A 24,468-nucleotide genomic window follows, 5' to 3' on the forward strand; every position below is an offset into this window, starting at 1 on the left:
TTACCCTTGCGACTCTTTACGCTTCCGTGATGCACGCCGGGCCAGAATCGCCAGCAGCAACAAGGCAAGAAGTCCAATGCTGATTGCCGGCACGCTCCACGAGATGTAGCGACGCCATTCAAAGAAGGCGCTTTCGCCTGCACCTGGCGGATGGCTCGCATCCGGATTGGCGCTGTCAATCCAGGCCAGAGGGCCAGCGTCGCCTATGACTGCGATATTTCCGCGATTGAGAACAAACGGCACATCCGACCGCGCATTCTCATTGAGCAGCGCATACCAGTAGAGTCCGGAATCTTTGCCGTCATCGATGACTTCTACCGTGCTCAGCTGTTCCACACCCTTGATGTCAAGAAGAGGGGCTTTTCTACCATCAACACGTAACTCTTTGCCCCCGACAATCTGCACTTTGGGCTTGGCGCCGGAAACCGGCACTTCCATCGACAGGAATGGTCCCTTGGATTTGACGGAAGACTCACCGGACGCGACGACGAATCTGGTGCCGGTAGGAGAAAGTCCGCTCGCCGAACCGATACGCACAATCTGCTTCAGGTGGGTTGGCGCAGACGCCAGATATTTTTCCGGAACAAAAAGCTGCGGGGTATTTGACAGCAAAGGCAGCAAGCCGATAAATGTGCCGTCCGGGTATGGATCTCCCAGCTTGATGTGACTGGAGGGAAGAACCTCCACTGGGTAACCTTGCGGAATCTCGTCACAGTTGGCCGATACAGGTTGACGCTGGAAGGAAACCTTCACCGAGTTTGTCACGCCGAGCACATATCCCGGCACACGCGCCGTCAGCCGTTCCGGACGGCCGTTAGCATTCAACTGTTTCGCGGACAGCAGAATGCCGTTCCAGAATACGGACACGACCGGCTTTGTCGTCGACGCGCTTGGCGCTGCTGCCACGTCGAGTACTAGCGTTTCCGGCATGCGCCCATCCAATGCCACTACACTCAACGGGAAGTTTGCCGTCCAGTCGCCGCGCGCCACGACATCAAAGTTATTGCTGGTGGCATCCAGGCTGGTCAGTCGCACGCTATTGGATTTAGCTTCATTGTCCGCTCTTGCGAGCTTTGCATCGACCTGTTCCGATACAAGTAGATTTCGCCACGTGCTGGAGAACACACCTGAAGCTTGTGCGCCGGCATTGTCGGCGATACCAATAATTTTCTGCTTGCCGAATGTCAGCAAACTGATCTGGCCGCTTTGCAATACGCTTCCAGCGGCAGTGGCACGATGCTTGCGCCACAAAGAAAACTCTTCCAGAGCAGCAGCATCCAACGATAACTGCTGCTGCAACGCATCCAGAGCCGCATTCAGTTTTTTGTGCAGCGCCTCATCGACAATGGCCAATTCGGCCTTGATGGCTGGTGCATTCAACACCAGTAAAGCGCCAAGCTCCGCAGGATTGGCGAGCTTGTGGCGCTCCTTGCCGCTTAACGCGGAAAATGCAGGGAAGCGCGTCAAGCCTGAAGGCACACTGACGCCCTTGAGATCAATCTCGCTGCCAACCGATGGCAATGCGCGGATATCAACCCGTTTGCCGTTTCTTTCAAGAGCTATACCGAGACGCCAAGCACTATCAAAACTCTTGGGTTCCAGTTTTTCATCAGCCACCAGCAACACGGGACGCCCAGGCAAGGTGCTCCATGCTTCCTTAAGGGTGGTAATCGCATCGGAGTTGTAACGGTAGCTGATCACCGTGTCGTTTGACACGGTAAAGGAATTGGCAATCGAATTATTGGGAGAGCAACGATTGAAATGCGTCATTGCCTGCCAATCGACCGACAGCCTGACAAAGCCGTTTCTATGAACACCGCCACTCAAAGCGAATGTCTTCTCCAGCCGCCCTTCTCCATCTGTAATTCTCTGGGCCCAGGTAGGCTGCCCATCCAGAGACAAAACCAGCGTTGCCGGTTCCGGTTCGCCTTTCAGATATCGGCCTGCAAATTGAATGTTGGCGTTCGAAAGCACGACGCCGGCAGGAACAGGCAAGTAGAAATCCTGGTGTGCATTGCCATCCGCCAGCACGATCGGTGCCGTAATGCCCAGATCCTTTAGCGTGATGTCTCTGCTGGCGAGTGTCTCGGTGCGCAATTCACGCAACGATTCACTGGCAGGGCTGGCCATTGTCAGACAAGGAATCAGCAACAGCGCTGCGCCCAACCCACGATATATCTGCCGACTACTCATGAACTGCTCCAATACAAACATACACACTCGATTTTTCAGGAATGAGTGAATGACGAATCAGGTTTAACTACCGGTAAATTCCGATACAGATCGCCCACACAACGCGTCCACGATTCTGGTACTGGCATTGCCGTCGCCGTAGGGATTCATGCGCAAACAGACGCTGTCATAGCGCTTCCGATCGTCCAGCAACGCATTGACTTCGGTGACGATCCTTTCATGAGACGTCCCCACCAATGTCACCGTACCTGCGGCGACTGCCTCCGGCCGCTCCGTTACTTCCCGCATGACCAGAACCGGCTTCCCAAGGTAAGGCGCTTCTTCCTGCACCCCACCGGAATCGGTCAGAATGATGCTGGCTTGCTGCATGAACCAGACAAAGTCGAGGTAATCCAAAGGGGCGATCAAATGCACATTCCCCAAGCCTGACAACTTCTCTCTGACGACATCGTTCACATTTGGATTCAAATGGACCGGATAGACGATCTGTACGTCATCTCGCCGAGACAACTGATGCAAGGCGGTACAGATATTTCGGAAGCCGTCACCGAAACTCTCACGGCGATGCCCAGTGACCAGTAACAGGCGACGGTTACGATCGATCCATGAATACTTTTCTTCGAGGGGACGCAAAAGGCTTTCATCTTCCGAGAGCCTGCGGCAAGTCATGGCAAGGGCATCGATCACTGTGTTGCCTGTGATGAAAACCCGTCCTTGCAAGTTTTCTTTCAGCAGATTGTTTCGCGACGTTGCCGTAGGGGCAAAAAGCCATGTAGCCACGGTATCGATAAAACGTCGGTTCATCTCTTCAGGAAATGGCAATGCCATGTTCCCGGTTCGCAACCCAGCTTCCACATGTGCGATTGCGATATTTCTATGAAAGGCGGCCAAGGCACAGGCGGAAGCTGTCGTTGTATCGCCATGTACCAGCACGACATCCGGTTGCTCCGCCATCAGGACCGCATCGATCTTTTGTAGCAAACTGGCGAATAGGCCATTCAGCGTCTGATTACGCACCATCAGGTTCAAGTCATGGTCGGCCTGCAGACTAAACAGTCGCATTACCTGATCCAGCATTTCTCGGTGCTGTCCGGTTACGCACAACCTGCTTTCCACTCCACCCGCTTCCTTCAACAGGTGAACTAGAGGCGCCATCTTGATTGCCTCTGGACGCGTGCCAACTACCGAAAGTATTTTTATTGCCATAAGCCGCTCAACGAATTTCACTTATGGTCGATATAGCGCACCCGATTAAAGGAGGATAAAAAGCCATATCAACTGCCTTCTTCAACAAACCTGCTTTCCATTTACGCCGCCGCCATTTCCATGTGGAAATGGCGAGCAGGCGCAATTCAAACAAATTAGTTGCAGCAGTTCAATCCGAAAGACGTTGCGTAATGACTCCCAAATTCATGGGAAGGCACTAAAAAGATACTTTTATTTCCACATGGAAATTTAATTAACAATTACCAAAAGATGGCAGGAACTGTTTTTTGTTTAGCCGCTTGGCTATTGAGGAAAATTGGGAATTCTTTCCTCGGCAGGGATTTAACAATTGCCTCGAAATGCAAACAATTGTTTCCTAGCAACAGAACATTTCCGCATGGAAATGTTCTGTTACTAAAAGAGATCACTCGGCGATTTTACGTTTGAATACCCAGGTCGACTCATTGGATCCGCTTTCATCGAAAACATAGCCCTCGGTATCGAATTTCTTCAATTGCTGCGGCCGCACGAACGCCTTGTCGATTGCATAGCGCGCCATCAAACCGCGCGCGCGTTTGGCATGAAACGAGATCACCTTGTACTTGCCGTCCTTCCAGTCGAGAAAGACCGGCGTGACGACCGGAACGTCGAGCAAGGCCGGCCGCACCACCTTGAAGTATTCCTCCGACGCCAGATTCACCAGCGCGGTCGCGCCGGTTTCGGCAATCTGCCTGTTCAAGGCCTGCGTCACCTCGTCGTCCCAGAAGGCATAGAGGTCCTTACCGGCCGGGTTGGCCAATCGCGTGCCCATCTCGAGCCGGTATGGCTGCATCAGGTCCAGCGGCCGCAGCAGGCCGTAAAGACCGGATAGAATGCGAAGGTGCGCCTGTGCGTACTGCAACTGCGCCGCATTCATCGTCGCCGCATTCAATCCCTCATAGACATCGCCGTTGAAGGCCAGCATGGCCTGCTTGGAATTTGCGACGGTAAAGCGCGTGGACCATTCGGCGTAGCGATTGACGTTGAGTGTCGCGAGCTTGTCCGAAATCTTCATCAGGCTGGCGATCTGTGCCGGCGATTGGCGGCGCAGGATATCGATCAGTTCGGCCGAACGCTTGACGAAATCGGGCCTGGTGCTGACATCGGTATGCGCGGGCGTATCGTAATCGAGGGTCTTGGCAGGCGACAGGACTATGAGCATTTCTCTTCCGGACAAAGGTAAAGCTGGCAATGATACCGAAGCGCATCGTTCTCGACACCAACGTGTGTCTCGATCTGTTCGTCTTCCGCGATGCGCGCTGGTCCGTCCTGCTGGCCGCCATGCGCAGCGGCGAGGTCGAAGCCGTGACGCGCACCGATTGCCGCATGGAGTGGCAGATCGTGCTTGGCTACACGCACCTGAAGCTCGATGAACGACGGCGCCAGGAAGTGCATGCCGAATTCGACACCCTGATCCGCTGCCATCCGCTCGCCGACCCGGAGCCCGAAGCGTGCCGCCTGCCGGTCTGCAAGGACAAGGACGATCAGAAATTTCTGGAGCTCGCGCGCGACCTGCGCGCCGACACGCTGATCACCAAGGACAAGGCGCTGCTGAAGCTGGCGCGCAAGACGCGCCGCGACGGCCTGTTCGCGATCGTGACGCCGGAAGCCTGGACCGCGGAATATCGCAGCGCATGCGCGCAGTGAATGTGGTCCGGCCTGCCCTGCCATTTATGCGGGCATCCTGTATATTTCCGTGACGTTCCTCTTTCCCTCTCACTGCCCATGACTGCTGAAATCCAGGCTTCGCGCCGCGACGCCACGCTGATCCTGACCCTCTCCAATCCGGGCGCGCGCAACGCCCTGCATCCGGACATGTTCGCCGCAGCCATCGAAGTGCTGTCGACCGCCGAGCGTGACGATTCGATACGCGCCGTGGTACTGACCGGTGCCGACAATTTTTTCTGTGCCGGCGGCAACCTGAATCGCCTGCTCGAACTGCGCAATCAGGATGCGGGGCGGCAGACGGAAGGCGTCGATCTGCTGCGCGGCTGGATCGAGGCCATCCGCGATTGCCCCAAACCCGTGATCGCTGCCGTCGAGGGTGCCGCGGCCGGCGCCGGATTCTCGCTGGCGCTGGCCTGCGACCTGATCGTGGCGGGCAGCACGACGAAGTTCGCGATGTCCTATGTGCGCGTCGGACTGACACCGGATGGCGGCGGCTCGTGGTTCCTGTCGCAATCGCTGCCGCGGCAACTGGCGACCGAACTCATGATCGAAGGCAAGACCATCGATGCGAAACGGCTGCACGATCTCGGCCTCGTCAATCGCGTGGTTCCGGACGGCAGCGTGCTGGATACCGCGCTCGACTGGGCCGATGAACTGGCGGGACTGTCCGACAACGCTGTCGACCGCATCAAGCAGCTGGCGCGCGAGGCGAGCGATAATTCGCTGGCGCGCCACTTCGAGGTGGAACGCCGTCACTTCGTCGAAAGTCTCAATCACCGGCATGCCGAGGAAGGCATCACCGCATTTCTGGAAAAAAGGACCCCGCACTACAAATGACGCAAGCACAAAGAAGACGCGTCTATCTGATGCGTCACGGCAGCGTGACCTACTTCGACGAGAACGGTCACCCCTACTCCCCCGACGAAGTACCTCTCAACGAGACCGGCCGTAAGCAGACCACCGCCGCCGGCCTCAGCTTCGCCGCGCAGAACATCCGCTTCGACCGCGTGATCACGTCCGACCTGCCGCGCGCGGTCGAATCCGCGACGCGCGTGCTGGCCGAAACCGGCCAGCGGATCGAGATCGAGCAATGGCCCGACTTCACCGAGGTGCGCGGCCATTCGCTCGACGCCATCCTCGACGAGGACCTCGAGGAAGCCTTTACCAGCGCCTTCTCGTGCATGGCCGGCGAGCACTGCCGCTTCCTCGGCGGCGAGAGCGTGGGCGAACTGATGGACCGCATTCATCCGGTGGTCGACCGCCTGCGCGCCGACTCCTCGTGGGATACCGTGCTGCTGGTGCTGCACGGCGGCGTCAACCGCGCGCTGCTGTCGTATGCGATCACGGGACAGCGCCTTTTCCTCGGCAACCTCGAGCAATCGCCTGGCTGCATCAATGTGCTCGACGTCGGCACACGTGCCGACGACTGGGTCGTGCACGCGATCAACCACGCCCCGCTGCTGCCACTGCATACGCATACGCGCCTGACCACCATGGAAGAAGTGCTCAGCCACTACAAGCGCTCGCGCGGCCTGTAAGTACCGGCGTGTCCGAAAGCGAAGCCGTGCGGATTTCTGCATAATGCGGCAACGCCTTTTCGGCATCGTGCCGCATCACGTCAGAAAAATTGTCAGGAGAAACCATGATCGACGTCTATTCCACCGCCACCCCCAACGGCCATAAGGTCCACATCATGCTGGAAGAATGCGGCCTGCCCTGGCAGGCGCACCACATCGATATCGGCGCCGGCGACCAGTTCAAGCCGGACTTCCTGAAGATTTCTCCCAACAACAAGATTCCGGCCATTACCGACAGCGACGGCCCCGACGGCAAGCCGATCTCGCTGTTCGAATCGGGCGCCATCCTGGTCTATCTGGCCAGCAAGGTCGGCAGGTTCCTTGGCGAAACCGATCGCGAAAAATTCGAGACCCTGCAATGGCTGATGTTCCAGATGGGTGGCGTCGGGCCCATGCTGGGCCAGGCGCACCATTTCCGCATGTATGCGCCGGAAAAGATCGAGTACGCAATCAACCGCTACACCAACGAAGCCAAGCGGCTGTACGGCGTGATCGACCGCCGTCTGGCGGAAAGTCAGTACCTGGCCGGCAACAGCTACACGATCGCCGACATCGCCACCTTCCCGTGGCTGCGTTCGTGGGAAAAACAGGGCATCGTGCTGGCGGACTATCCGCATCTGAAACGCTGGTTCGACGAGATCGCCGAGCGTCCTGCCGTCAAGAAAGGCACGCAGATGTTCGTCAAGCAGCGCAATACCGTCATCGACGACAAGGCGCGCGAGGTGCTGTACGGCGCCACGCAGTACGCCAAACGCTGATGCGCTCCTGACGCGCTGCCCTTGAAATGAAGCCAGCCGCCCCGCCACTGGTCCTGTCGATTCAGTCGCACGTCGCCTACGGCCACGTCGGCAATGCCGCCGCCATGCTGCCGCTGCAGCTGCTCGGCGTGCAGCCGGTGGCCGTGCACACGGTGCAGTTCTCCAACCACACCGGCTATGGCGAATTCAAGGGACAGGTATTCAGCGCCGAACACATCCACGACGTGCTCGAAGGTCTGCGCGCGCGTGGCGTGCTGGCCGAATGCCGTGCGGTGCTGTCGGGTTACCTGGGCGACGCCGCCATCGGCGAGGTGATCCTGTCGGCGGTGCAGGAGATTCGCCGCCATCGTCCCGACCTCGTCTATCTGTGCGACCCGGTCATGGGCGACGTCGGACGCGGCCTCTTCGTGCGCCCCGGCATTCCCGAATTCCTGCGCGAACGCGCATTGCAGGAAGCCAGCATCCTCACGCCCAACCAGTTCGAATTCGAACTGCTGCACGGCAGTACCGTCACGCACACCGAAGACGCCGTGCAAGCCGCACGCAAACTCCTCGGCAACGCCCGCCGGCGCGGGCCCGACACGATCGTCATCACCAGCCTGCGCACCGCAGACCTGCCCGCCGATCAGCTGAGCACGCTGGTCGTCACCGCAACCAATGCGTGGACCATCCACACGCCCTTTCTCGACCTGCATCCGCTACCCAACGGCATGGGCGATGTCTTTTCCGCCGTATTGCTCGGCCATCTGCTCAATGGGCACCCCATACAGGATGCCGTGGCACTCGCCGTCGGCAGCCTTTATGCGCTGGTGGCCCGCACCGTTCCCGGGCAACGCGACCTGCCGCTGATCGCCGCACGCAGCGAGTTGATCTCTCCCTCGCAGCATTTCAAACCCGTCGCCTGGCCGCCGCCACAATCGTAAAGACGATGCGCGCCATGGCTCTTGCCGCCTTGTCGGTTTTACGGCGTCGCACGCGAGCGCGACAAACCGCCGAATGAACGAGGGCTGTTGCCAACGAATGGCAATTCGTTCATAATTGCACGTTGTCGGTCGAGTGCAGTAGCGATCGGCACGCAGATGAAATGCCACATTTCATGCTCAGGATTTCCAGAAAGGAAGCTCCCATGCTTCCTTTTTTATTCAGGAGAAAATTTGCATGCGTGTGTCCGGCGGATTGTCATCCGCAGTACAATACGTCCCCATGGCGGGGTAGCAAAGTGGTTATGCAGCGGCCTGCAAAGCCGTCTACGCCGGTTCGATCCCGACCCCCGCCTCCAGTTTTCCAAAAAGCGCCGCAGGCGCTTTTTTTATGCTGTTTTACATTAGTGTGCGATCAGCAGACTAACTGCATGCCCCGATGGTGAAATTGGTAGACACAAGAGACTTAAAATCTCTCGCCTTTGCGGGCGTGCCGGTTCGATTCCGGCTCGGGGCACCACAAGCAAGTCAATAGACGTCCACGGACGTCTATTTTTTTTGCAAAAAACCTATATTCCATGCGGATTACCAAAATTTTCCAGTCTCCCGAGATCAACCGGCATCAACCCACATCAACCGCTTAATGTTGGTACAAATCTTGGTATATGCTGGTTCGATATTCTTTATACCAACATCGACACAGATATGGCATTAAGCGACTTTCAGATTAAAGCAGCCAAACCCTCCTACAAACAATACAAACTGACCGACGCTGAAGGCATGCATCTTCTGGTGCACCCCAACGACTCCAAATACTGGCGATTGAGCTATCGCTTCGACAAAAAGCAAAAGACGCTCGCCCTGGGCGTATATCGGTTCAGCGACACCAGGAGCAATATTCCGGCGCTGTATAGCCGACGGAGTCGGGGGTGGATGGTGGAGATGGTGGACGTGGTGTTTTAAAAACTACAGGATTCCTCACGACACCGATACGATAGGAACTTATTTACTGCATAAGAGTTGGACACCACATGAAAACAAATTCAATTCTTTTCTTATTCTTAACGACATGCTTGATCCCGGCGACCCAAGCAGCAACTGCCAGCGACGTCGACAAGTTGACTACTTATTCGGTAGTACTTGGCCGTAGTGTTGGCGGTGTCGGGCTGCAATTAACGTTCGTCGTGTAAACGGTCATTCCAACCCTTAGCTGAAGAATTACCCTAGACGATCAACCTTCCGTTGTGGTCCGACATGTGTTGACAGTGAAAGTCCGCTTCGACCCTTAGCGGCCGTTCGGGAGACTGTGCTCTTAGCGTTTCGCTACAAGCGTTCCGATGCCTGTTCGAATACTAATTCTGTCAGGACATGTCCAGACCGAGCATCTGAGTGCCAACAAAGGTTATGGAGCCCAATATCAGGAGTGCCAAAATGAAAAATGCGACTGCCTTACCCGTCGCGCCTAGGACCGCTCGTGCTTCGTTCTGCTGTTCTTTCCCCTTCCTCCCTTGGTCATAATGCCACTTGATTGCATAGAACATGCCAATGGCTAGCACTAGAAACTTGAAGGTAACGAAGGTGATAGGGACCCAATCCATGATTTAGCTCCTTTCTTTAAATCCCTTATTACTTCTAAAGTCGAAATTACAAGGGCGTACACCAGAATTATTTTGGGTACAGATGGCCGCGGAGAACTCTTTACCGACTGCCATGCAATTTGTTGTTATTGAAGCGTCAGAAGCAGTGTACGTAAAAGCAACTTCCATACATGAGGACAAAATGTCCCAGCGGGAATACGGAACACGCTATCGTTCTCGGCCATTCAGGAAAGGCCTATGGTGTGCAGAATTCAGTAAAGACTGTGCCGGGTTCCTGGATGCGGTTCTGGGGAATAGCCAGCGACCAAGTAATCAGCGCTTATCGCTTACAGCCACCTAGACTCACTGCCCCGAACAGGAGACGGCAATATTCGCCACGCCAATCCGAAACGAGAACCCCAAAAACTGAGATTTTAAATGACGGCGCTGTCCTAGGCGTCTGGCCGGCGCGCCAACAACTGGGACAGCCGCTTCAGAGCTGCATGCAACCGCTGACGGTCCTTGATGCTGCCCAATGAGATTCTGATTGCGTTATCGAACTCGCCATTCAACGAGAAAGCTTCCGCTGGCATGACCGCCAGTCCCTCCTTTTCCGCTACGCGTGCTAGTTGATGCGACTGCCAATATGCAGGCAATTCGATCCATACATGTAATCCGTCACCGGCTCCTTCATATCGTCCTGACAGAATATCCCGAGCCATCTTGTGGCGTACCCGCGCCTCGTCCCGCACACCAGCCATCAACTTGTCCGCAGAACCATCGAGTATCCATTGGGTAGCCAGCGCAGCCGTCAGGGAAGAAACCATCAATGCGAACGACCTCAAGGCAACCAAGAAGCGCTCACGTTCCAATGGATCACGCACGAGCACGAATGCGACCCGCAAACCTGGAGTGAGGCACTTCGACAGTGTGGAGATGTAATAAACGTGTTCTGGCGCGAATGTGGCTATCGGAGGCGGTGGCGACTCGGCCAGCAGCCAGTAAGGGTCGTCTTCAACGATGCGCAGGCCGCAGCGCTTTGCCACAACGGCTAGCTCTTTGCGCCGTTTGCCCGGCATCGTAACGACCGTCGGGTTCTGTAACGTCGGGTTGAGGTAGACAAGCCGAGGAGCATGCTGTCGAACAGCTTCCTCGAGTGCTTGCGGAAGCATTCCGTGCTTGTCAGTACTGACCGGAACAATGCTGCGGCCGAATTGGGTTGCAGCGGTTCGTAAGCCAGGATACACCGTCGGTTCGGCCAAGATTACGTCTCCAGGCTCTGTCAGCGCAAAGATAAGTGCGGCAATAGCAGCCTGTGCACCCGGGCAGACGACTACATGCTCAGGGGGTACGCTCCCAAACATAGGCTCAATCCACTTTGCGCCGGCCTCGCGGTCGGTGATGCTGCCTCCGCCTAGATGATAGGTCATCAGCAAGCCAGTATCGGCACGCATGAGCACCTGCGCCAGCCCCTGCTTCAACAGGTCATCGAAATCTACATTGTCCGGGTGCGGCGGGATATTCATGCTCAGGTCAAGGACAGCCGACAGTTCCGCCTTCGGCGCCGCCACATACGTGCCGCGCGCTCCGCGCCCTTGCAGCAGATTCCTGCGCCGGGCTTCGTCGTATGCGCGTGTCACCGTCGTAAGGTCGACATCCAACAGCGCTGCGAGCCGGCGTTGTGGTGGAAGTCGGTCACCAGGCTTAAGTACGCCATCTTCCACCGCCTGCTGTAACGCATCCGCTATCTGAAGAAATCGCGGCCCGCCCTGCGATGCCAAACGTGGCAACCAGATTGGAAAAGCCTCATCTTGTTCGGCAGTCAACTGGGGCATTTTGTCTCAATGTATGGATTTTGCTTCTACGTAGTATGCCCAATGTGGGAGGCGACGCCAAATATGCATCAGCCTGCATTCATGCTTTTTCATATCAGTTGTTGGGTACCTCTAATGATTATGACAGCGGGCGCAATGGCTCTAAACCACAAACAAATCTGGAGCAGCTTGTTTTCTTCGCTTATCTACGGGAGTTTGTATGAACACGCAGTCAATCACTTCTTCTCCTTCGCCTCGACGCAGCTTCGGCAGTCTTACAGTTCGCCTAGGATTCTCTCTTCTCTTGGTCATTGGTCCGATTGGTGCGGCCTTGAGCGGTATGGGGCCAGAAAAACTACCTCTGCCCGCAATTGTTGTGCTGTGCGTAGGTTTCTTGCTGGTGCAGCTTGTATGGTCCTTGCACCCAGGGACTCGAAAAAAATAGCACGAGAAGACCGGGAATGACAGAACACATTTCCCTGACTTAGTTTTTTAAATGGCCTGTTGAAATCGGGCCATTTAACTGTCTCGAATCCCTGCATCTTCAGCTTAGAAGCAAAGGCTCATGGATTTTTTATGCTGCGTTCTCGCTGCCGCTCCCGCACCTCGCCAAGCAGTCCCTGCAATGAGCGCAAGCGGTGTGCGAAGCCTGTTTTTCGGTGTTGCATAAAAAGATGGAAATAGTGCTTCCAAAATCATTTTCCACCGTGCTATAATTTTGTCTTTCGCGGCTGTAGCTCAGCTGGATAGAGTACTTGGCTACGAACCAAGGGGTCGTGGGTTCGATTCCTGCCAGCCGCACCAAACAAGCAGCAAGAAAAAGGTCAGCGCCACAAGCGCTGGCCTTTTTTCTTTCCGGCGCCAGAATTCTTCCGGCCTCTCCCCGGCTCCGCTCGGAATATGCCGGCTCGCGTCTTCGACACAGGCAGTTATGCTAGAGTCGCACGCACCGCCGGTGCTTTTGTCGCTTCCTTTCCCCAATTTCGTATCCCGCATGAAGGAAAACCACGCCATCGCCCCCATTCACCCCGACTGGCTGCCCACCATACTGGAAGGTTCGTTCAGCGAAATCTACGTGGTGAACTGCGAGACCCTGCGCTTCGAATACGTCAATCCCGTCGCGGCCCGCAATCTGCAATACAGCCTGGCGGAACTGCAGTCCATGTCGCCGACCTGCATCGCGCCTGCACTGGTCTCGGCCACCTACCGTGAGTGGCTTGCCGCACTTCACGAAGGCAACGAGCCGGTTTCGGTCAAGCTCGTGCATGCCCGCCGCGATGGCTCCTGTTACCCGATCGAAATACGCCTGTTCCATCTGGCGTCGCACAGCGGGCCGGTGGTCATCGCCATCGGCAACGACGTCAGCCTGCGCGACCGTTCGGACCAGGCCTTGCGCGCCAGCGAATCCCGCTTCGGCGCGATGGTGTCCAATACGCCGGGCCTCGTCTATCAGTTCTGTCTGGACAACGACGGCAATCCATCCTTCCCCTACCTGAGCGACGGCTGCGAAGCGCTGCTGGGCCTTCGCGCCGAGGTGCTGCACGCGGAACCGTCGCAGTTCTTCGCGCTGATCGTCGATGAGGATCGCCAGTCCTATCTCGACACCATGCATGCCTCGATGGCGCAGATGAGCAACTGGAACTGGGAGGGACGCATCCGCATCCGGGAATGGAACGATATCAAGTGGATCAACCTGCGCGCCATGCCACGTGCGCTCGAGGGCAATGCCGTCCAGTGGGAAGGCATCATGACCAACATCACGACCGGCAAGCTCGAACAGGAAGAAATCATCCGCTCGCGCGCGCAACTGGCGGAACTTTCGGCGCATATCGATACCGTCAAGGAACAGGAACGCACCCGTATCTCGCGCGAGATCCACGACGATCTGGGCGGCAACCTGACGGCCATCAAGATGGCGCTCGCCCTGCTGACGCGCCGGCTTCCGGCCGACGACGGCAAGCTGAAGGAAAAAGCCGATTATGTCGAGCAACTGGTCGACCGCACGATCGAAACCGTCCACAGGATCGCCGGCGACCTGCGTCCCGGCGTGCTCGATTTCGGGCTGGTCGCGGCCATCGACTGGCAGGCGCGGGAATTCGAGAAGCAATCGGGGCTCCCGTGTCGCTTCGTTTCCAACAAGACCGAGATCGACCTCGATCTCGACCATGCCACCGCCCTGTTCCGGATTTTTCAAGAGGCATTGACCAACATCGCCAAGCATGCGCAGGCCAGCAGGGTCGAGGTCACGCTCTCGCACGACGACCGGCACGTGCGGCTCGAAGTGGTGGACAACGGACGCGGCATCCAGGCCACCGATCAGGAGAAATCCAAGTCCTTCGGCATTCGCGGCATGGTGGAGCGTTCGATCGCGCTCGGCGGCAGCCTGTCGGTCAGCACCTCGCCGCGTGGCGGCACCATCGTCGCCATTCATGTCCCGTTACCGGCCTCCGCGAGGTGACGCCTTGCGCAATCGGACATGCATCCGGTAAGCTAGCTTCACGTTTGACAAGACCTTTTCCGCTGTACCCGGCGCCACGTAGTTTTGTTCCACCTGGTAAATGACTAACAAGAATGCAATCAGGGTCCTGATCGCGGACGATCACGCCATCGTGCGCGAAGGATTGAAACAGATCCTGGCCGACACCCGCGACATCGTCGTTGCCGGACACGCCGAGAATGGCAGCGATGCCATTCATCTGGTACGGGACAAGGCTTGCGACGTGCTGCTGCTCGACATTTCCATGCCGGATCGCAACGGCATCGACGTGCTCAAGCAGTTGCGCAAGGAAATACCCAGGCTTGCCGTCCTGATGCTGTCCATGCACCGCGAGGATCAGTACGCGATCCGCTCGCTCAAGGCCGGCGCCGCCGGTTACCTGAACAAGCAAAGCGCCCCGGCAGAACTCGTCAACGCCATCCGCCAGGTCGCCGGCGGCCGCAAGTACGTCAGCACCGCGCTGGCACAGGAACTTGCCAACCAGATCGGCGACGACCACGAGGCACCGCCGCATGAGGCACTCTCCGACCGCGAATACCAGACCCTGGTCATGATCGCCTCCGGCAAGACCGTCGGCGACATCGCGGCCGAACTGCGGCTGTCGGTAAAAACCATCAGCATGTATCGCTCGCGCCTGTTGCAAAAAATGAAATTGCGGCACAACGCCGAACTCACGCATTACGCCATCAAGAACCGGCTCGTCGACTAAGGCATCGGCGAACGTGCAGCCCTTCCTCGGTGTCAGGATTCATGCGCCAAACTGACATGCAATCCTGTCACTGATTGCCACATCAAGCATCTGCAGAATGGCATATGATGCGCACAAAGCCGTTCATCGGTGCCCCTATGCCAGCGTGCGTGCAAGTCATGCCAGACAAACCAGCCAAACCCGCCATCAATCCCGTCGATATCGCACGCGAAGCGTTCCGCCAACTGGCCATTCGCAAGGTCGCACCAACGCCCGATGCCTATCGCGACACCTACGACGAAATTGCCGGCTATGCCCGCGAAGCCACACCCGAACAGATACTGGGCGAATTTGCCGCCACCCTGCTCAACAGTCCGGAAGGATTGGCGCCGATAGGCAAGGCGCTGCAACAGGCCGCCGCAACCCCTTACTGGCCCGATTACGCCAAGGGATTGATGCAACTCGTCGATCAGTTGCGCCTGCAGCGCGATCGCGCCGCCTCCGGTGGCGGCACCTCCCTGCTCGACGACGATCCACAGTCGGCCATGCTGCGCGACCTGCTCATGCGCACGCTGACGCTTGCCGTCGCCTCGCTGCTGCAAGGAGTTCCCGCGCTCGCGCAGGAAGCCGAAACGCTGGGTCGCGCCATCAAGGACGCGCACAGCCAGCAGGCGCTGGAAGAAGCCTCCGGCAAGCTGCGACAACTGTGCTTCAAGATCGAGCTGAAAAGCGGCGACATGGCCGAACAGCACGACCTGTTGATGCGCCTGTTCAAGCTGCTGCTGGAGAACGTCAGCAACCTGCTCGACGAGGATGCCTGGATACACGGGCAGATCGCCGCCGTTCAGCAATTGCTCGACGGCCCCATCGACGACATCGCCCTGCGCGACGTCATGCGCAGTCTCAAGGACGTCATTTACAAGCAGAGCGTGCTCAAGGGCAGCCTGGTCGAGGCAAGGGACTCGGTCAAGGACATGATGGAAACCTTCCTTGCCAGCCTTGGCGAGATCGCCAGCACTACCGACAACTACCATCGCAAGATTGCCGGCTACTCGGAACAGATCGAACAGACTGCCGACGCGCGGCAGGTCGGCCGCATACTCGACGAGGTCATGAAGGAAACGCGGTATACCCAGCATGAAGCGCTGCGCTCGCGCGACGCCATTCTCGCTGCCCGCAAGACCGTCGCGGACGCCGAGGAACGCATCCGGACCCTCGAGAGCCAGTTGCAGGAAATGAGCGAACTGGTGCGTGAAGACCAGTTGACAGGCAGCCTCAACCGGCGCGGCCTGGAAGACGTGTTCGAACGCGAGATCGACCGGGCGCAACATGACCACGCCCCGCTGTGCATCGCCATGCTCGACCTCGACGATTTCAAGAAGATCAACGACAAGTACGGACACTCCGCTGGCGACGAAGCGCTGATCCACCTGGTGCGCGTGATCAAGGACACGCTGCGAACGATGGACGTCATCGCCCGTTTCGGCGGCGAGGAATTCCTGATCGTGCTACCCGAAACCGGCATCGCGGAAGCCGTGCAGACCGTTACCCGCCTGCAGCGCGAACTAACCAAGCAGATCTTCATGCACAATCACACGCGCCTGCTGATGACTTTCAGTGCCGGCCTCGCGCAGCGCCGCGACGGCGAAGACCGGGAGTCGCTGATCAAGCGTGCCGACATGGCGCTCTACGCCGCCAAGCGGGCCGGCAAGAATCGCGTGGTGACGGCCGACTGACTGATTGCGGGAGCTGCCTGCCCCCGCAGCATGCCATTCTGCAACCTCCCCATTCGCAAACAGACATCGCGCCGTCTCGCCGATCGCACCGCCTGCCGACGCGATGTAACAATCCTTCACATTTCCCACTCTCCTCCTCGGTAACCGGTCGCGCTCGCTGGCGGGCGCCCCAATCGGCAGCTTCCGGCAAAACTTGAGGGTGAAATTAACGATATTTCTCTCTAAAAGCAGCAAAAAAGCCTTAAAGATTTTCCGGAAGGCAACCGTCAAAGGACTTATCTGGCTGCAGCAGTGCCGGGCGGGACCGGAAAATTTAGTTTCCCTGCGACGCTAAACTTTTTCCGGGACCGTCCGATAAAACTTTCAAGGGCAGCCCGAACGCCTCGCAAGACGCAGACGGGCCAGTCGGAAAAATGCAGTCAGACCTCTATCGGCCTACCACAGGAGAAACACCATGGCAGCAGTTATCAACACCAACATCCCGTCGCTGAATGCACAACGCAATCTGACGACGTCGCAATCTTCGCTGGCAACGTCGTTGCAGCGTCTGTCCTCGGGTCTGCGCATCAACAGCGCGAAGGACGATGCTGCCGGCCTCGCCATTTCCGAGCGTTTCAGCACCCAGATCCGCGGCCTGAACCAGGCTGTGCGCAATGCCAACGACGGCATCTCGCTGGCACAGACCGCTGAAGGCGCAATGGCCGAAATCGGCAACAACCTGCAGCGTATCCGCGAACTGTCGGTGCAAGCCGCCAACGCAACCAACTCCACGACCGACCGCGCCGCTCTGGACGCAGAGGTCAAGCAACTGCGCTCGGAAATCGACCGCGTTGCCAACCAGACCAACTTCAACGGCACCAAGCTGCTGGACGGCAGCTTCTCCGGCGCCCTGTTCCAGGTCGGCGCCGACGCTGGCCAGACCATCGGCATCAACAGCATCGTCAATGCTCAATCGTCGTCGATCGGCAACACCGTGTTTGCTGCCAACGTTGAAGGCGGCGGCACCATTTCGGCCAGCGGCCTGACCGTTACCGACGGCAAAATCTCGCTGACCGGCGGCACGATCAACAGCATCGAGATCGACGACGTCGAACTGGATGCCAGCGCCTCCGACGCAGAAGCCGTTTCCGCTCTGCAAAGCGCCATCAACGCCAAGATGGACCAGACCGGCGTATATGCAAAAGTCAATGCCGCCGGTACCGGCCTCGACCTGATCGCGATCAAGGGCGACACGGATATCACCACGACCGGCTTCGACGAAGCTGACTTCGGTGCCGACGTTGAAATCGATCTGGACGATACTACTACCTTCACGCGTGCACATGCCCAGGATCTCGACATCACCACCGTCGAAGGCGCACAGCGCGCACTGTCGATCGTCGACAATGCACTGACCAGCGTCAGCTCCTCGCGTGCAGAGATGGGTGCGATCCAGAACCGCTTCACCTCGGTGGTCGCCAACCTGCAAACCGCGTCGGAAAACCTGAGCGCCTCGCGTAGCCGCATCCTGGATGCCGACTTCGCAGCGGAAACGGCCAACCTGACCCGCGGCCAGATCCTGCAACAAGCCGGTACCGCCATGCTGGCACAGGCGAACTCGCTGCCGAACGGCGTGCTCGCGCTGCTGCAAGGCTGATCGCAGGCAGCTCTGTGATCCAGGCAAATCCCCGGCGGCAGGTTGGCGCCGGGGATTTGTCACGATAGGAGAACATCATGGAAATAAGTCAAATCGGTGCCGCCGGCAACTGGGCAGATACGCAAAGCGTCGCGCACACGGGATCGCACAGAAGCGATGCAAGGCCCGCCACGCCCGTCATCACCTCGACCGCCGTTCGGCAGCCGGCTCAAGCATCGGCGCAGATGCCAACGCAGGAAGCATTGCAAAGCATTAACAAAACCCTGCAATCCATGTCGTCCCGCCTGCAGTTCTCGCTGGACGAGGAAAGCAATCGCACCATCGTGAAAGTCGTCGACCGGGAAACCGACCAGGTTATCCGTCAGATTCCGACCGAAGAAGCCATCGAAATTTCCAAGGCGCTCGACAAGCTGCAGGGTCTGCTGATCCACGCGCAGGCTTGATCATCGAACAAAGCGGTAAATACCCCTCTTACCCTCGGCTTGGCGTTTCCCGCCCTCCTATATATTGTGGGCAATCTTGACAGGAGAAGTTCGTGGCCATCACATCGTCAACAGGCCTTGCATCCGGCATCGACATAGAAACCACCATCAGCAAGCTGATGTCGGTTGAACAGAAGCCGCTGATCGCGCTCGCGCAAAAGGAAGCCGCCTACCAGGCCAAGCTGTCCGCCTACGGCACGCTCAGCAGCGCAGTCAGCACGTTTCAGACCGCCATGGCGAACCTGGGCAAGGCATCGACCTTCGAATCCCTGAAAACCACGGTAGCCGACACCGCCATTTTCGGCGCCAAGGCCAGCGCCAGTGCCATCGCCGGCACCTATCAGGTCAACGTCACCCAGCTGGCGCAGGCGCAAACCCTCTCGACCACCGGCCAGACCAGCAAGACGGCTTCCATCGGTAGCGGCGCGACCACCACCATTTCGTTCCAGTTCGGCACCATCAGCGGCGGCACGCTGACCGACGGCGTCTATTCGGGCGCAACCTTCACGCAGGATGCCGAGCAGGCGACCGGCTCGATCACGATCGACAGCTCCAACAATTCGCTGCAGGGCATTCGCGACGCGATCAATGCCGCCAACATCGGCGTCACTGCAACCCTGGTATCCGACGGCAGCGCCAATCCGGACAAGCTGGTGCTGACCTCGACCAAGACCGGCGAAACCTCGAGCATGAAGATCACGGTCGACGGCGACGCCGCGCTGCAGAACCTGCTCGAATACGATCCGACCGGCACGCAGAACCTGGTGCAGCACAACGCAGCGCAGAATACCCAGTTGACGGTCAATGGCATGGCCATCAGCAGCGCCACCAACACCATTTCGGAAGCGATTCAGGGCGTGACCATCGACGCGCTCAAGATTGGCCAGAGCAGCCTGACGATCGTCAAGGACACCTCCGCCGTCGAAACCGGCGTCAACAACTTCGTCAAGGCCTACAACGAACTCAATACCGCGCTGGCCACGCTGACCGGCTACAACGCCGAAACCAAGACCGGCGGCGCCCTGCTCGGCGACGCGACGGCACGCACCATCCAGGAACAGGTGCGCAAGATGCTGACCGGCTCGCTCGAGGGCCTGAGCAACACCACGATGTCGCTGTCGAAAATCGGCGTCGCCTTCCAGAAGGATGGCTCGCTGGCGGTTGACTCCGCCAAGCTGACCAAGGCCATCAGCGAGAACTACGGCGATATCGCGGGACTCTTTGCGACAGTAGGCAAGGCCACCGACAGCCTGGTCAATTTCACCGGTTCCAGCAACGCGACCAAGGCCGGCAGCTACGACATCGTCGTCACCCGCCTCGCGACCCAGGCATCGCTGACCGGCACGGTCAACCTGAGCGCCGGAAACACCACGATTGCGCCGAACACCGCGATCAGCTTTTCCATCGACGGAGTGACCGCCAAGGTAACGCTGACCGAAGGCACATACACGGGCAAGCAGCTTGCCGCCATGCTCCAGTCTGCGATCAACGGCACGGCTGCCTTCAAGTCGGCCGACGTTGCCGTCACGGCAACCATCGACGGCAACGGCAACCTCAGCCTGGTCTCCGACCGCTATGGTTCGGCCTCCAAAATATCGGTCGGCTCATCGACCGGGACCTCGGCTGCCACCTTCCTCGGTACGGCCAGAACCGGCACCGACGGCGTGGATGTGGCCGGCACCATCGGCGGCAGGACGGCGACGGGTTCCGGCCAGTCCCTGACCGGCGCCACCGGTACCGATGTCGAAGGACTGAAGCTCGAGATCGTCGGCGGCGCCATCGGCGCGCGCGGCCGCATCGATTTTTCACAGGGTTACGCGGACCGTCTCAACAAGCTGGCCGAGAGCTTCACCAGCACTGATGGACTGATCGCCAGCCGCACCACCGGCATCAATGCTTCGATCAAGGATCTGGGCAAGCAGTCGGACGCGATCGAAACGCGCCTAACGAGCATCGAAGCACGCTATCGCGCGCAATTCACGGCGCTGGAAGTCATGATCTCGAACATGAACTCGACCAGCACTTTCCTGTCGCAACAGCTGGCGCAGATATCCAGCCTGTCTTCATCCAAGAAATAACAGATCAATCCGAGGAGAAACGCATGTTTGGAACCCCGCGCAGCGGCGCCAATGCCTACGCCAAGGTCGGCATGGAAACCGGCGTTATCGCCGCCAATCCGCACAAGCTGATCGTGATGCTGTTCGAAGGCGCGCAGGTTGCGCTGAACAACGCGCTGCAATGCATGCAGGCCGGCAAGGTGGCCGAAAAAGGCAAGGCCATTTCCAAGGCCATCTCGATCATCGACAACGGCCTGCGCGCGAGCCTCGACAAGAATGCCGGCGGCGAGATCGCGGCCAATCTGGATTCGCTGTACGAATACATGAGCGCGCGCCTGCTGCAGGCCAATCTGAACAACCAGCCGGAGCTGATCCAGGAAGTGCTCGCGCTGCTGCAGGACATCAAGGGCGCATGGGAAGAGATTTCCCCGCAGGCCGATGCGCAGGCATCGGCTGCCGTACCGCCACAGGCTGCAGCCGCCTCGTCCTACGATGCACTGGCCCCACATATGCCTCGCTTAATGAAAGCCTGACCGATGAACGAACAAGAAGTCATCCACCTGTACGAAAACGTCGCCAGCATCACGCAACAGATGCTCACGGCGGCACGCGAGGGCGACTGGGATCGTCTGGCTGCACTGGAAACACGCTGCTCCGACCAGGTCAACATCCTGAAGAGCGGTGAACCGCCACTGCCGCTGACGGGCGCTTCGCGCGAGCGCAAGGTCGAGATCATCAAGAAAATCCTCGCCGACGATCGCGAGATTCGCAATCTGACCCAGCCGTGGATGGAACAGCTCACGCGCCTGATCAACAGCACGGGCACCGAACGCAGGCTCAACCAGGCCTACGGCGCCCGCTCGATGTAAGCTGAATGCTGACCCGGGCCGACGCCACAGGAACCCGGCCCGTCACGCTGGTCGAAGCCAGCCTGCCGGCAACGGCGGTCGGCCAGCCGAGGCAGGAGTCGCTGGAACGTCTGCTGCAGCTCACGCTCGGCAGGGAATATCAGGCGCAGGTACTGTCGCGCCTGACCGACGGCAGCTTTCTGGTCCGCATCGACAATGCCGCCGCCAGCATGAAGCTGCCGCCCGGCACAAAACCGGGCGATACGCTCGACATGACGTTGCTGGCTACGCAACCGCGCCCCACCTTCCTGCTCGGCCGCGCCGAAGCGGGAGTGACCGCCGCCTCGCTCAGCAATGCCGGCCGGCTGATCGGCAACATGCTGCAACTGGCCGGCCAGGATGGCGCACGTCCGGCCGTCACCGGCACTGTTCCGCTGGTCCCGTCGGCCGCCGCCACGCCAACGCAGATCGCAGGCGCCATGCGCAATGCCGTCAGCATGAGCGGCGTGTTCTACGAATCCCACGTGGCGCAATGGGCCGCCGGCGCGCGCGCGCAGGTCGAATTGCTGCGCGAACCCGCCATCAAGCGGTTGCCGGTTGCAGCGCCGCCGCTGGCCGGCGCACCTGCCGCACAGGGCGAAGACGCCATTCCGGACACACTGCCCAGGTTGCAAAACCCCGCGCAGACCATGCAGCCGCATGCCAACCCGGCCGCACGCACTGCCGCCCTCCCGCAATCCCGGACCGATGCGATCGAGGCGATTGCGCCCAAAGTGCAGGACGCACCCGATGCACCGTTGCTCGACAGCGCAAGATTGCTCAATCAGCAGCTCGATACGCTGGAACAACGGCGCTTGCTGTGGCAGGGAGAACTGTTTCCGGGACAATCCCTTGAATGGGAAATCAACGACGAGACGCCGCGAAACAAGGCGGATCAGGCCGAGCCCGACGCGGAACAGGTCTGGAGCAGCAGCGTGCGATTTTCGATGCCCTCACTGGGAGCGATAGCCGCGACCGTGCGCCTGGTCGGCGAGCATGTGCAGGTGCAGCTGACCACCGGCGATGACGATACCGCCGACCTGCTGCGCCGGCATGGCCCGCTTCTTGCGGACTCCCTCGATGCCGCAGGCGCCACGCTGGACGTACTATCGGTGCGCCGCGAGGAGTGAGCATGGAGCAGCACAAGCCGCCTGCCAGCGCCGTCGCCCTCGCCTATCAGAGCGGCGATTCGGCACCGCGCGTGGTGGCTCAGGGACGCGGCCTGGTTGCAGAAGAGATCATCGCCCGCGCCCGCGAACACGGCGTGGCGATCCATGAATCGAAGGAACTGGTCGCCCTGCTCATGCAGGTCGATCTGGACGACCATATACCGCCCGCCCTGTATCGCGCAGTCGCCGAACTGCTGGCGTGGCTGTATCGCGTCGAAGCTGCCAAACAGAGCGGCGGCAATGTATCATGAGCGATTGCGGGCGTCGGAAAGTCGCCCGAGGGATGGAAATATAACAATGACTGTAGCCGATCACGAAGACGAAGAGCTGAACCCGTTCCGGGTCAGTTCGCGTCGTGAAATTCTCGCACTGCTGCGCAACATCGGCGAGCGCAACCAGCTTGTCCGCATGGTCATCGACCAGGGTGCCGACACCATCGTCACCTCGATTCTCGATGTCGATGACCGCAACGACACCATGCTGCTCGACTGCGCGCCGACACCCGAGATGAATCGCCGTGTCCTCGAAGGCAAGACCCTGTCCTTCGAGACGATGCTCGACAGCATCCGCATCCTGTTTACGTCGTCCGGCGCCGAAAGCTGCATGCACGAAGGCTTGCCCGCCTTTGTCGTGCCGCTGCCGCCGAACCTGATCCGGCTGCAGAGGCGCGAGTTCTATCGCGTGCCGACGCCCGTCACCACCCCGGTCCTGTGCACGGTGCCGGCCAGGACCGACACCATGGAAACCGTGCCGGTGGTCACGACGCTGTACAACATCAGCGGCAGCGGGATTGCCATCATGGATGAGAAAAAATTGCTGGATACGACCTTCGGCCGCATCTACGAGGATTGCCGCGTCGAATTGCCGGGCGGCGCAGTCACGGTGGCCCTGCAGATCCGCAACGCGCTGGAATTGAGCCTGCCCAACGGCAGGAGCACGCATCGCATCGGCTGCCAGTTCGTTGATCCTTCCAATGCGGTGATGGGCGCGATCCAGAAGTACATCACCAAGCTCGAACGAGACCGCAACGCGCGCGCGACCGGTCTCGGTTGACAGCCAAAGACCGACGGCAGCCTTAGCTGCCGCCTTACATGAAGTCGCAACGATTGAGGGCCGAAGCAGCCGCCCTGCCCGCCATCGTCAAACCTGCATGTTCATCATTTCCTGGTAGGCCGAGACGAGCTTGTTGCGTACCTGCACCGTTCCCTGAAACGAGATGCTGGCCTTTTGCATGGAAATCATCACGTCCGACAGATTGACACTGTCGTCGCCGAGGCTGAAGCGCTGACCCAGCTGATCGGCGTGATTCTGGGCGCTTGCCACACTGTCGAGCGAGGCCTTGAGGGCTTGGGAAAAATCGACCTGCGCGGCGCTTTTGGTCGCCGGTGCGGTACCTGCGGCACCGGTTACCGCCGCGGCCGGACGCGCCTGCGCCGCCGCCGACTTCAGCTGGGCGACCATGGCCTGTATGGCAGTGGCATCGATTCCGTTCACTTTCATTGCTCCTCTCCAACACGTTGTGCGGGGCGCACCATCCGGCACGCCCTGGCGGCAGTGGCTGCAC

The 24,468-nt window shown here is 59.0% G+C and carries 23 protein-coding genes and 3 tRNA genes; 20 read left to right on the top strand and 6 right to left on the bottom strand.

The window, feature by feature from the left end:
* From IEV38_RS05485 to yaaA, 3 genes are all read right to left on the bottom strand, one after another.
* Window positions 1-2,214, bottom strand: coding sequence for a cellulose biosynthesis cyclic di-GMP-binding regulatory protein BcsB (locus IEV38_RS05485; RefSeq protein WP_229728791.1), 2,214 nt, complete (start codon window positions 2,212-2,214; stop codon window positions 1-3).
* 42 nt (window positions 2,215-2,256) lie between these two features.
* On the bottom strand, window positions 2,257-3,393 hold the full coding sequence (gene wecB / locus IEV38_RS05490; RefSeq protein ID WP_188395458.1) for a non-hydrolyzing UDP-N-acetylglucosamine 2-epimerase: 1,137 nt from the start codon (window positions 3,391-3,393) through the stop codon (window positions 2,257-2,259).
* Between the two features lie 430 nt (window positions 3,394-3,823).
* On the bottom strand, window positions 3,824-4,600 hold the full coding sequence (gene yaaA, locus IEV38_RS05495; RefSeq protein WP_188395161.1) for a peroxide stress protein YaaA: 777 nt from the start codon (window positions 4,598-4,600) through the stop codon (window positions 3,824-3,826).
* Window positions 4,601-4,629: 29 nt separating this feature from the next.
* Here yaaA and IEV38_RS05500 point away from each other — a divergent pair, with 29 nt between their 5' ends.
* The 8 genes from IEV38_RS05500 to IEV38_RS05535 all read left to right on the top strand — a co-directional run bounded on the left by IEV38_RS05500 (window position 4,630) and on the right by IEV38_RS05535 (window position 9,324).
* The gene (locus tag IEV38_RS05500) at window positions 4,630-5,085 is read left to right on the top strand and encodes a putative toxin-antitoxin system toxin component, PIN family (protein ID WP_188395162.1); all 456 of its coding nucleotides are present in this window, start codon (window positions 4,630-4,632) and stop codon (window positions 5,083-5,085) included.
* Window positions 5,086-5,163: 78 nt separating this feature from the next.
* Window positions 5,164-5,943, top strand: a complete 780-nt coding sequence (locus IEV38_RS05505) for an oxepin-CoA hydrolase, alternative type (RefSeq protein ID WP_188395163.1) — start codon at window positions 5,164-5,166, stop codon at window positions 5,941-5,943.
* Complete coding sequence (locus IEV38_RS05510; RefSeq protein WP_188395164.1) at window positions 5,940-6,644, top strand: histidine phosphatase family protein; 705 nt, start codon at window positions 5,940-5,942, stop codon at window positions 6,642-6,644. Before IEV38_RS05505 ends, IEV38_RS05510 begins: the two co-directional genes overlap by 4 nt.
* 104 nt (window positions 6,645-6,748) lie before the next feature.
* A complete protein-coding gene (locus tag IEV38_RS05515; RefSeq protein WP_188395165.1) occupies window positions 6,749-7,441 on the top strand; it encodes a glutathione binding-like protein in 693 nt (230 codons plus the stop codon).
* A 26-nt stretch (window positions 7,442-7,467) separates the two neighbouring features.
* Complete coding sequence (pdxY, locus tag IEV38_RS05520) at window positions 7,468-8,364, top strand: pyridoxal kinase PdxY (RefSeq protein WP_188395166.1); 897 nt, start codon at window positions 7,468-7,470, stop codon at window positions 8,362-8,364.
* 282 nt (window positions 8,365-8,646) lie between these two features.
* A tRNA-Cys gene (locus IEV38_RS05525) sits at window positions 8,647-8,720 on the top strand.
* 74 nt (window positions 8,721-8,794) lie between these two features.
* A tRNA-Leu gene (locus tag IEV38_RS05530) sits at window positions 8,795-8,881 on the top strand.
* 185 nt (window positions 8,882-9,066) lie between these two features.
* Window positions 9,067-9,324 (top strand): Arm DNA-binding domain-containing protein, encoded by a 258-nt coding sequence (locus IEV38_RS05535; protein WP_371869842.1) that lies wholly within the window; start codon window positions 9,067-9,069, stop codon window positions 9,322-9,324.
* Window positions 9,325-9,722: 398 nt separating this feature from the next.
* Here the strand turns inward: IEV38_RS05535 and IEV38_RS05540 are convergent, their stop codons facing one another.
* Both IEV38_RS05540 and IEV38_RS05545 read right to left on the bottom strand, forming a co-directional pair.
* Window positions 9,723-9,959 carry a hypothetical protein gene (locus IEV38_RS05540; RefSeq protein ID WP_188395167.1) on the bottom strand — a complete coding sequence of 79 codons (237 nt, stop codon included), beginning with the start codon at window positions 9,957-9,959 and terminating at the stop codon, window positions 9,723-9,725.
* A 431-nt stretch (window positions 9,960-10,390) separates the two neighbouring features.
* The gene (locus IEV38_RS05545) at window positions 10,391-11,773 is read right to left on the bottom strand and encodes an aminotransferase-like domain-containing protein (RefSeq protein ID WP_188395168.1); all 1,383 of its coding nucleotides are present in this window, start codon (window positions 11,771-11,773) and stop codon (window positions 10,391-10,393) included.
* A gap of 706 nt (window positions 11,774-12,479) precedes the next feature.
* On the opposite strand from IEV38_RS05545, the gene IEV38_RS05550 reads away from it, so the two are divergent.
* The 12 genes from IEV38_RS05550 to IEV38_RS05605 all read left to right on the top strand — a co-directional run bounded on the left by IEV38_RS05550 (window position 12,480) and on the right by IEV38_RS05605 (window position 23,957).
* Window positions 12,480-12,556 (top strand) — tRNA-Arg (locus tag IEV38_RS05550).
* Window positions 12,557-12,746: 190 nt separating this feature from the next.
* On the top strand, window positions 12,747-14,210 hold the full coding sequence (locus tag IEV38_RS05555; RefSeq protein WP_188395169.1) for a PAS domain-containing sensor histidine kinase: 1,464 nt from the start codon (window positions 12,747-12,749) through the stop codon (window positions 14,208-14,210).
* A 100-nt stretch (window positions 14,211-14,310) separates the two neighbouring features.
* Window positions 14,311-14,958, top strand: coding sequence for a response regulator (locus IEV38_RS05560; RefSeq protein ID WP_188395170.1), 648 nt, complete (start codon window positions 14,311-14,313; stop codon window positions 14,956-14,958).
* Between the two features lie 158 nt (window positions 14,959-15,116).
* Entirely contained in the window at window positions 15,117-16,673 is a 1,557-nt protein-coding gene (locus tag IEV38_RS05565) for a GGDEF domain-containing protein (protein ID WP_188395171.1), read from the top strand.
* Window positions 16,674-17,127: 454 nt separating this feature from the next.
* Complete coding sequence (locus tag IEV38_RS05570) at window positions 17,128-18,309, top strand: flagellin (protein WP_188395172.1); 1,182 nt, start codon at window positions 17,128-17,130, stop codon at window positions 18,307-18,309.
* A gap of 77 nt (window positions 18,310-18,386) precedes the next feature.
* Window positions 18,387-18,752, top strand: a complete 366-nt coding sequence (locus IEV38_RS05575; protein ID WP_188395173.1) for a flagellar protein FlaG — start codon at window positions 18,387-18,389, stop codon at window positions 18,750-18,752.
* A 92-nt stretch (window positions 18,753-18,844) separates the two neighbouring features.
* Window positions 18,845-20,869 carry a flagellar filament capping protein FliD gene (gene fliD / locus IEV38_RS05580; protein WP_229728797.1) on the top strand — a complete coding sequence of 675 codons (2,025 nt, stop codon included), beginning with the start codon at window positions 18,845-18,847 and terminating at the stop codon, window positions 20,867-20,869.
* A gap of 23 nt (window positions 20,870-20,892) precedes the next feature.
* Window positions 20,893-21,381 (top strand): flagellar export chaperone FliS, encoded by a 489-nt coding sequence (gene fliS / locus IEV38_RS05585; RefSeq protein ID WP_188395174.1) that lies wholly within the window; start codon window positions 20,893-20,895, stop codon window positions 21,379-21,381.
* A gap of 3 nt (window positions 21,382-21,384) precedes the next feature.
* Complete coding sequence (locus IEV38_RS05590) at window positions 21,385-21,717, top strand: flagellar protein FliT (RefSeq protein ID WP_188395175.1); 333 nt, start codon at window positions 21,385-21,387, stop codon at window positions 21,715-21,717.
* A gap of 5 nt (window positions 21,718-21,722) precedes the next feature.
* A complete protein-coding gene (gene fliK / locus IEV38_RS05595) occupies window positions 21,723-22,865 on the top strand; it encodes a flagellar hook-length control protein FliK (RefSeq protein WP_188395176.1) in 1,143 nt (380 codons plus the stop codon).
* Window positions 22,866-22,867: 2 nt separating this feature from the next.
* Window positions 22,868-23,155, top strand: a complete 288-nt coding sequence (locus IEV38_RS05600; RefSeq protein WP_188395177.1) for an EscU/YscU/HrcU family type III secretion system export apparatus switch protein — start codon at window positions 22,868-22,870, stop codon at window positions 23,153-23,155.
* Window positions 23,156-23,201: 46 nt separating this feature from the next.
* Window positions 23,202-23,957, top strand: coding sequence for a flagellar brake protein (locus IEV38_RS05605; protein ID WP_188395178.1), 756 nt, complete (start codon window positions 23,202-23,204; stop codon window positions 23,955-23,957).
* 87 nt (window positions 23,958-24,044) lie between these two features.
* On the opposite strand, the gene fliE is transcribed toward IEV38_RS05605, so the two are convergent.
* Window positions 24,045-24,404 carry a flagellar hook-basal body complex protein FliE gene (gene fliE, locus IEV38_RS05610; protein ID WP_188395179.1) on the bottom strand — a complete coding sequence of 120 codons (360 nt, stop codon included), beginning with the start codon at window positions 24,402-24,404 and terminating at the stop codon, window positions 24,045-24,047.
* Between the last annotated feature and the right edge of the window lie 64 nt (window positions 24,405-24,468).

The sequence above is a fragment of the Oxalicibacterium flavum genome (assembly GCF_014635065.1).
In the GTDB taxonomy this organism is placed as follows: domain Bacteria; phylum Pseudomonadota; class Gammaproteobacteria; order Burkholderiales; family Burkholderiaceae_D; genus Oxalicibacterium; species Oxalicibacterium flavum.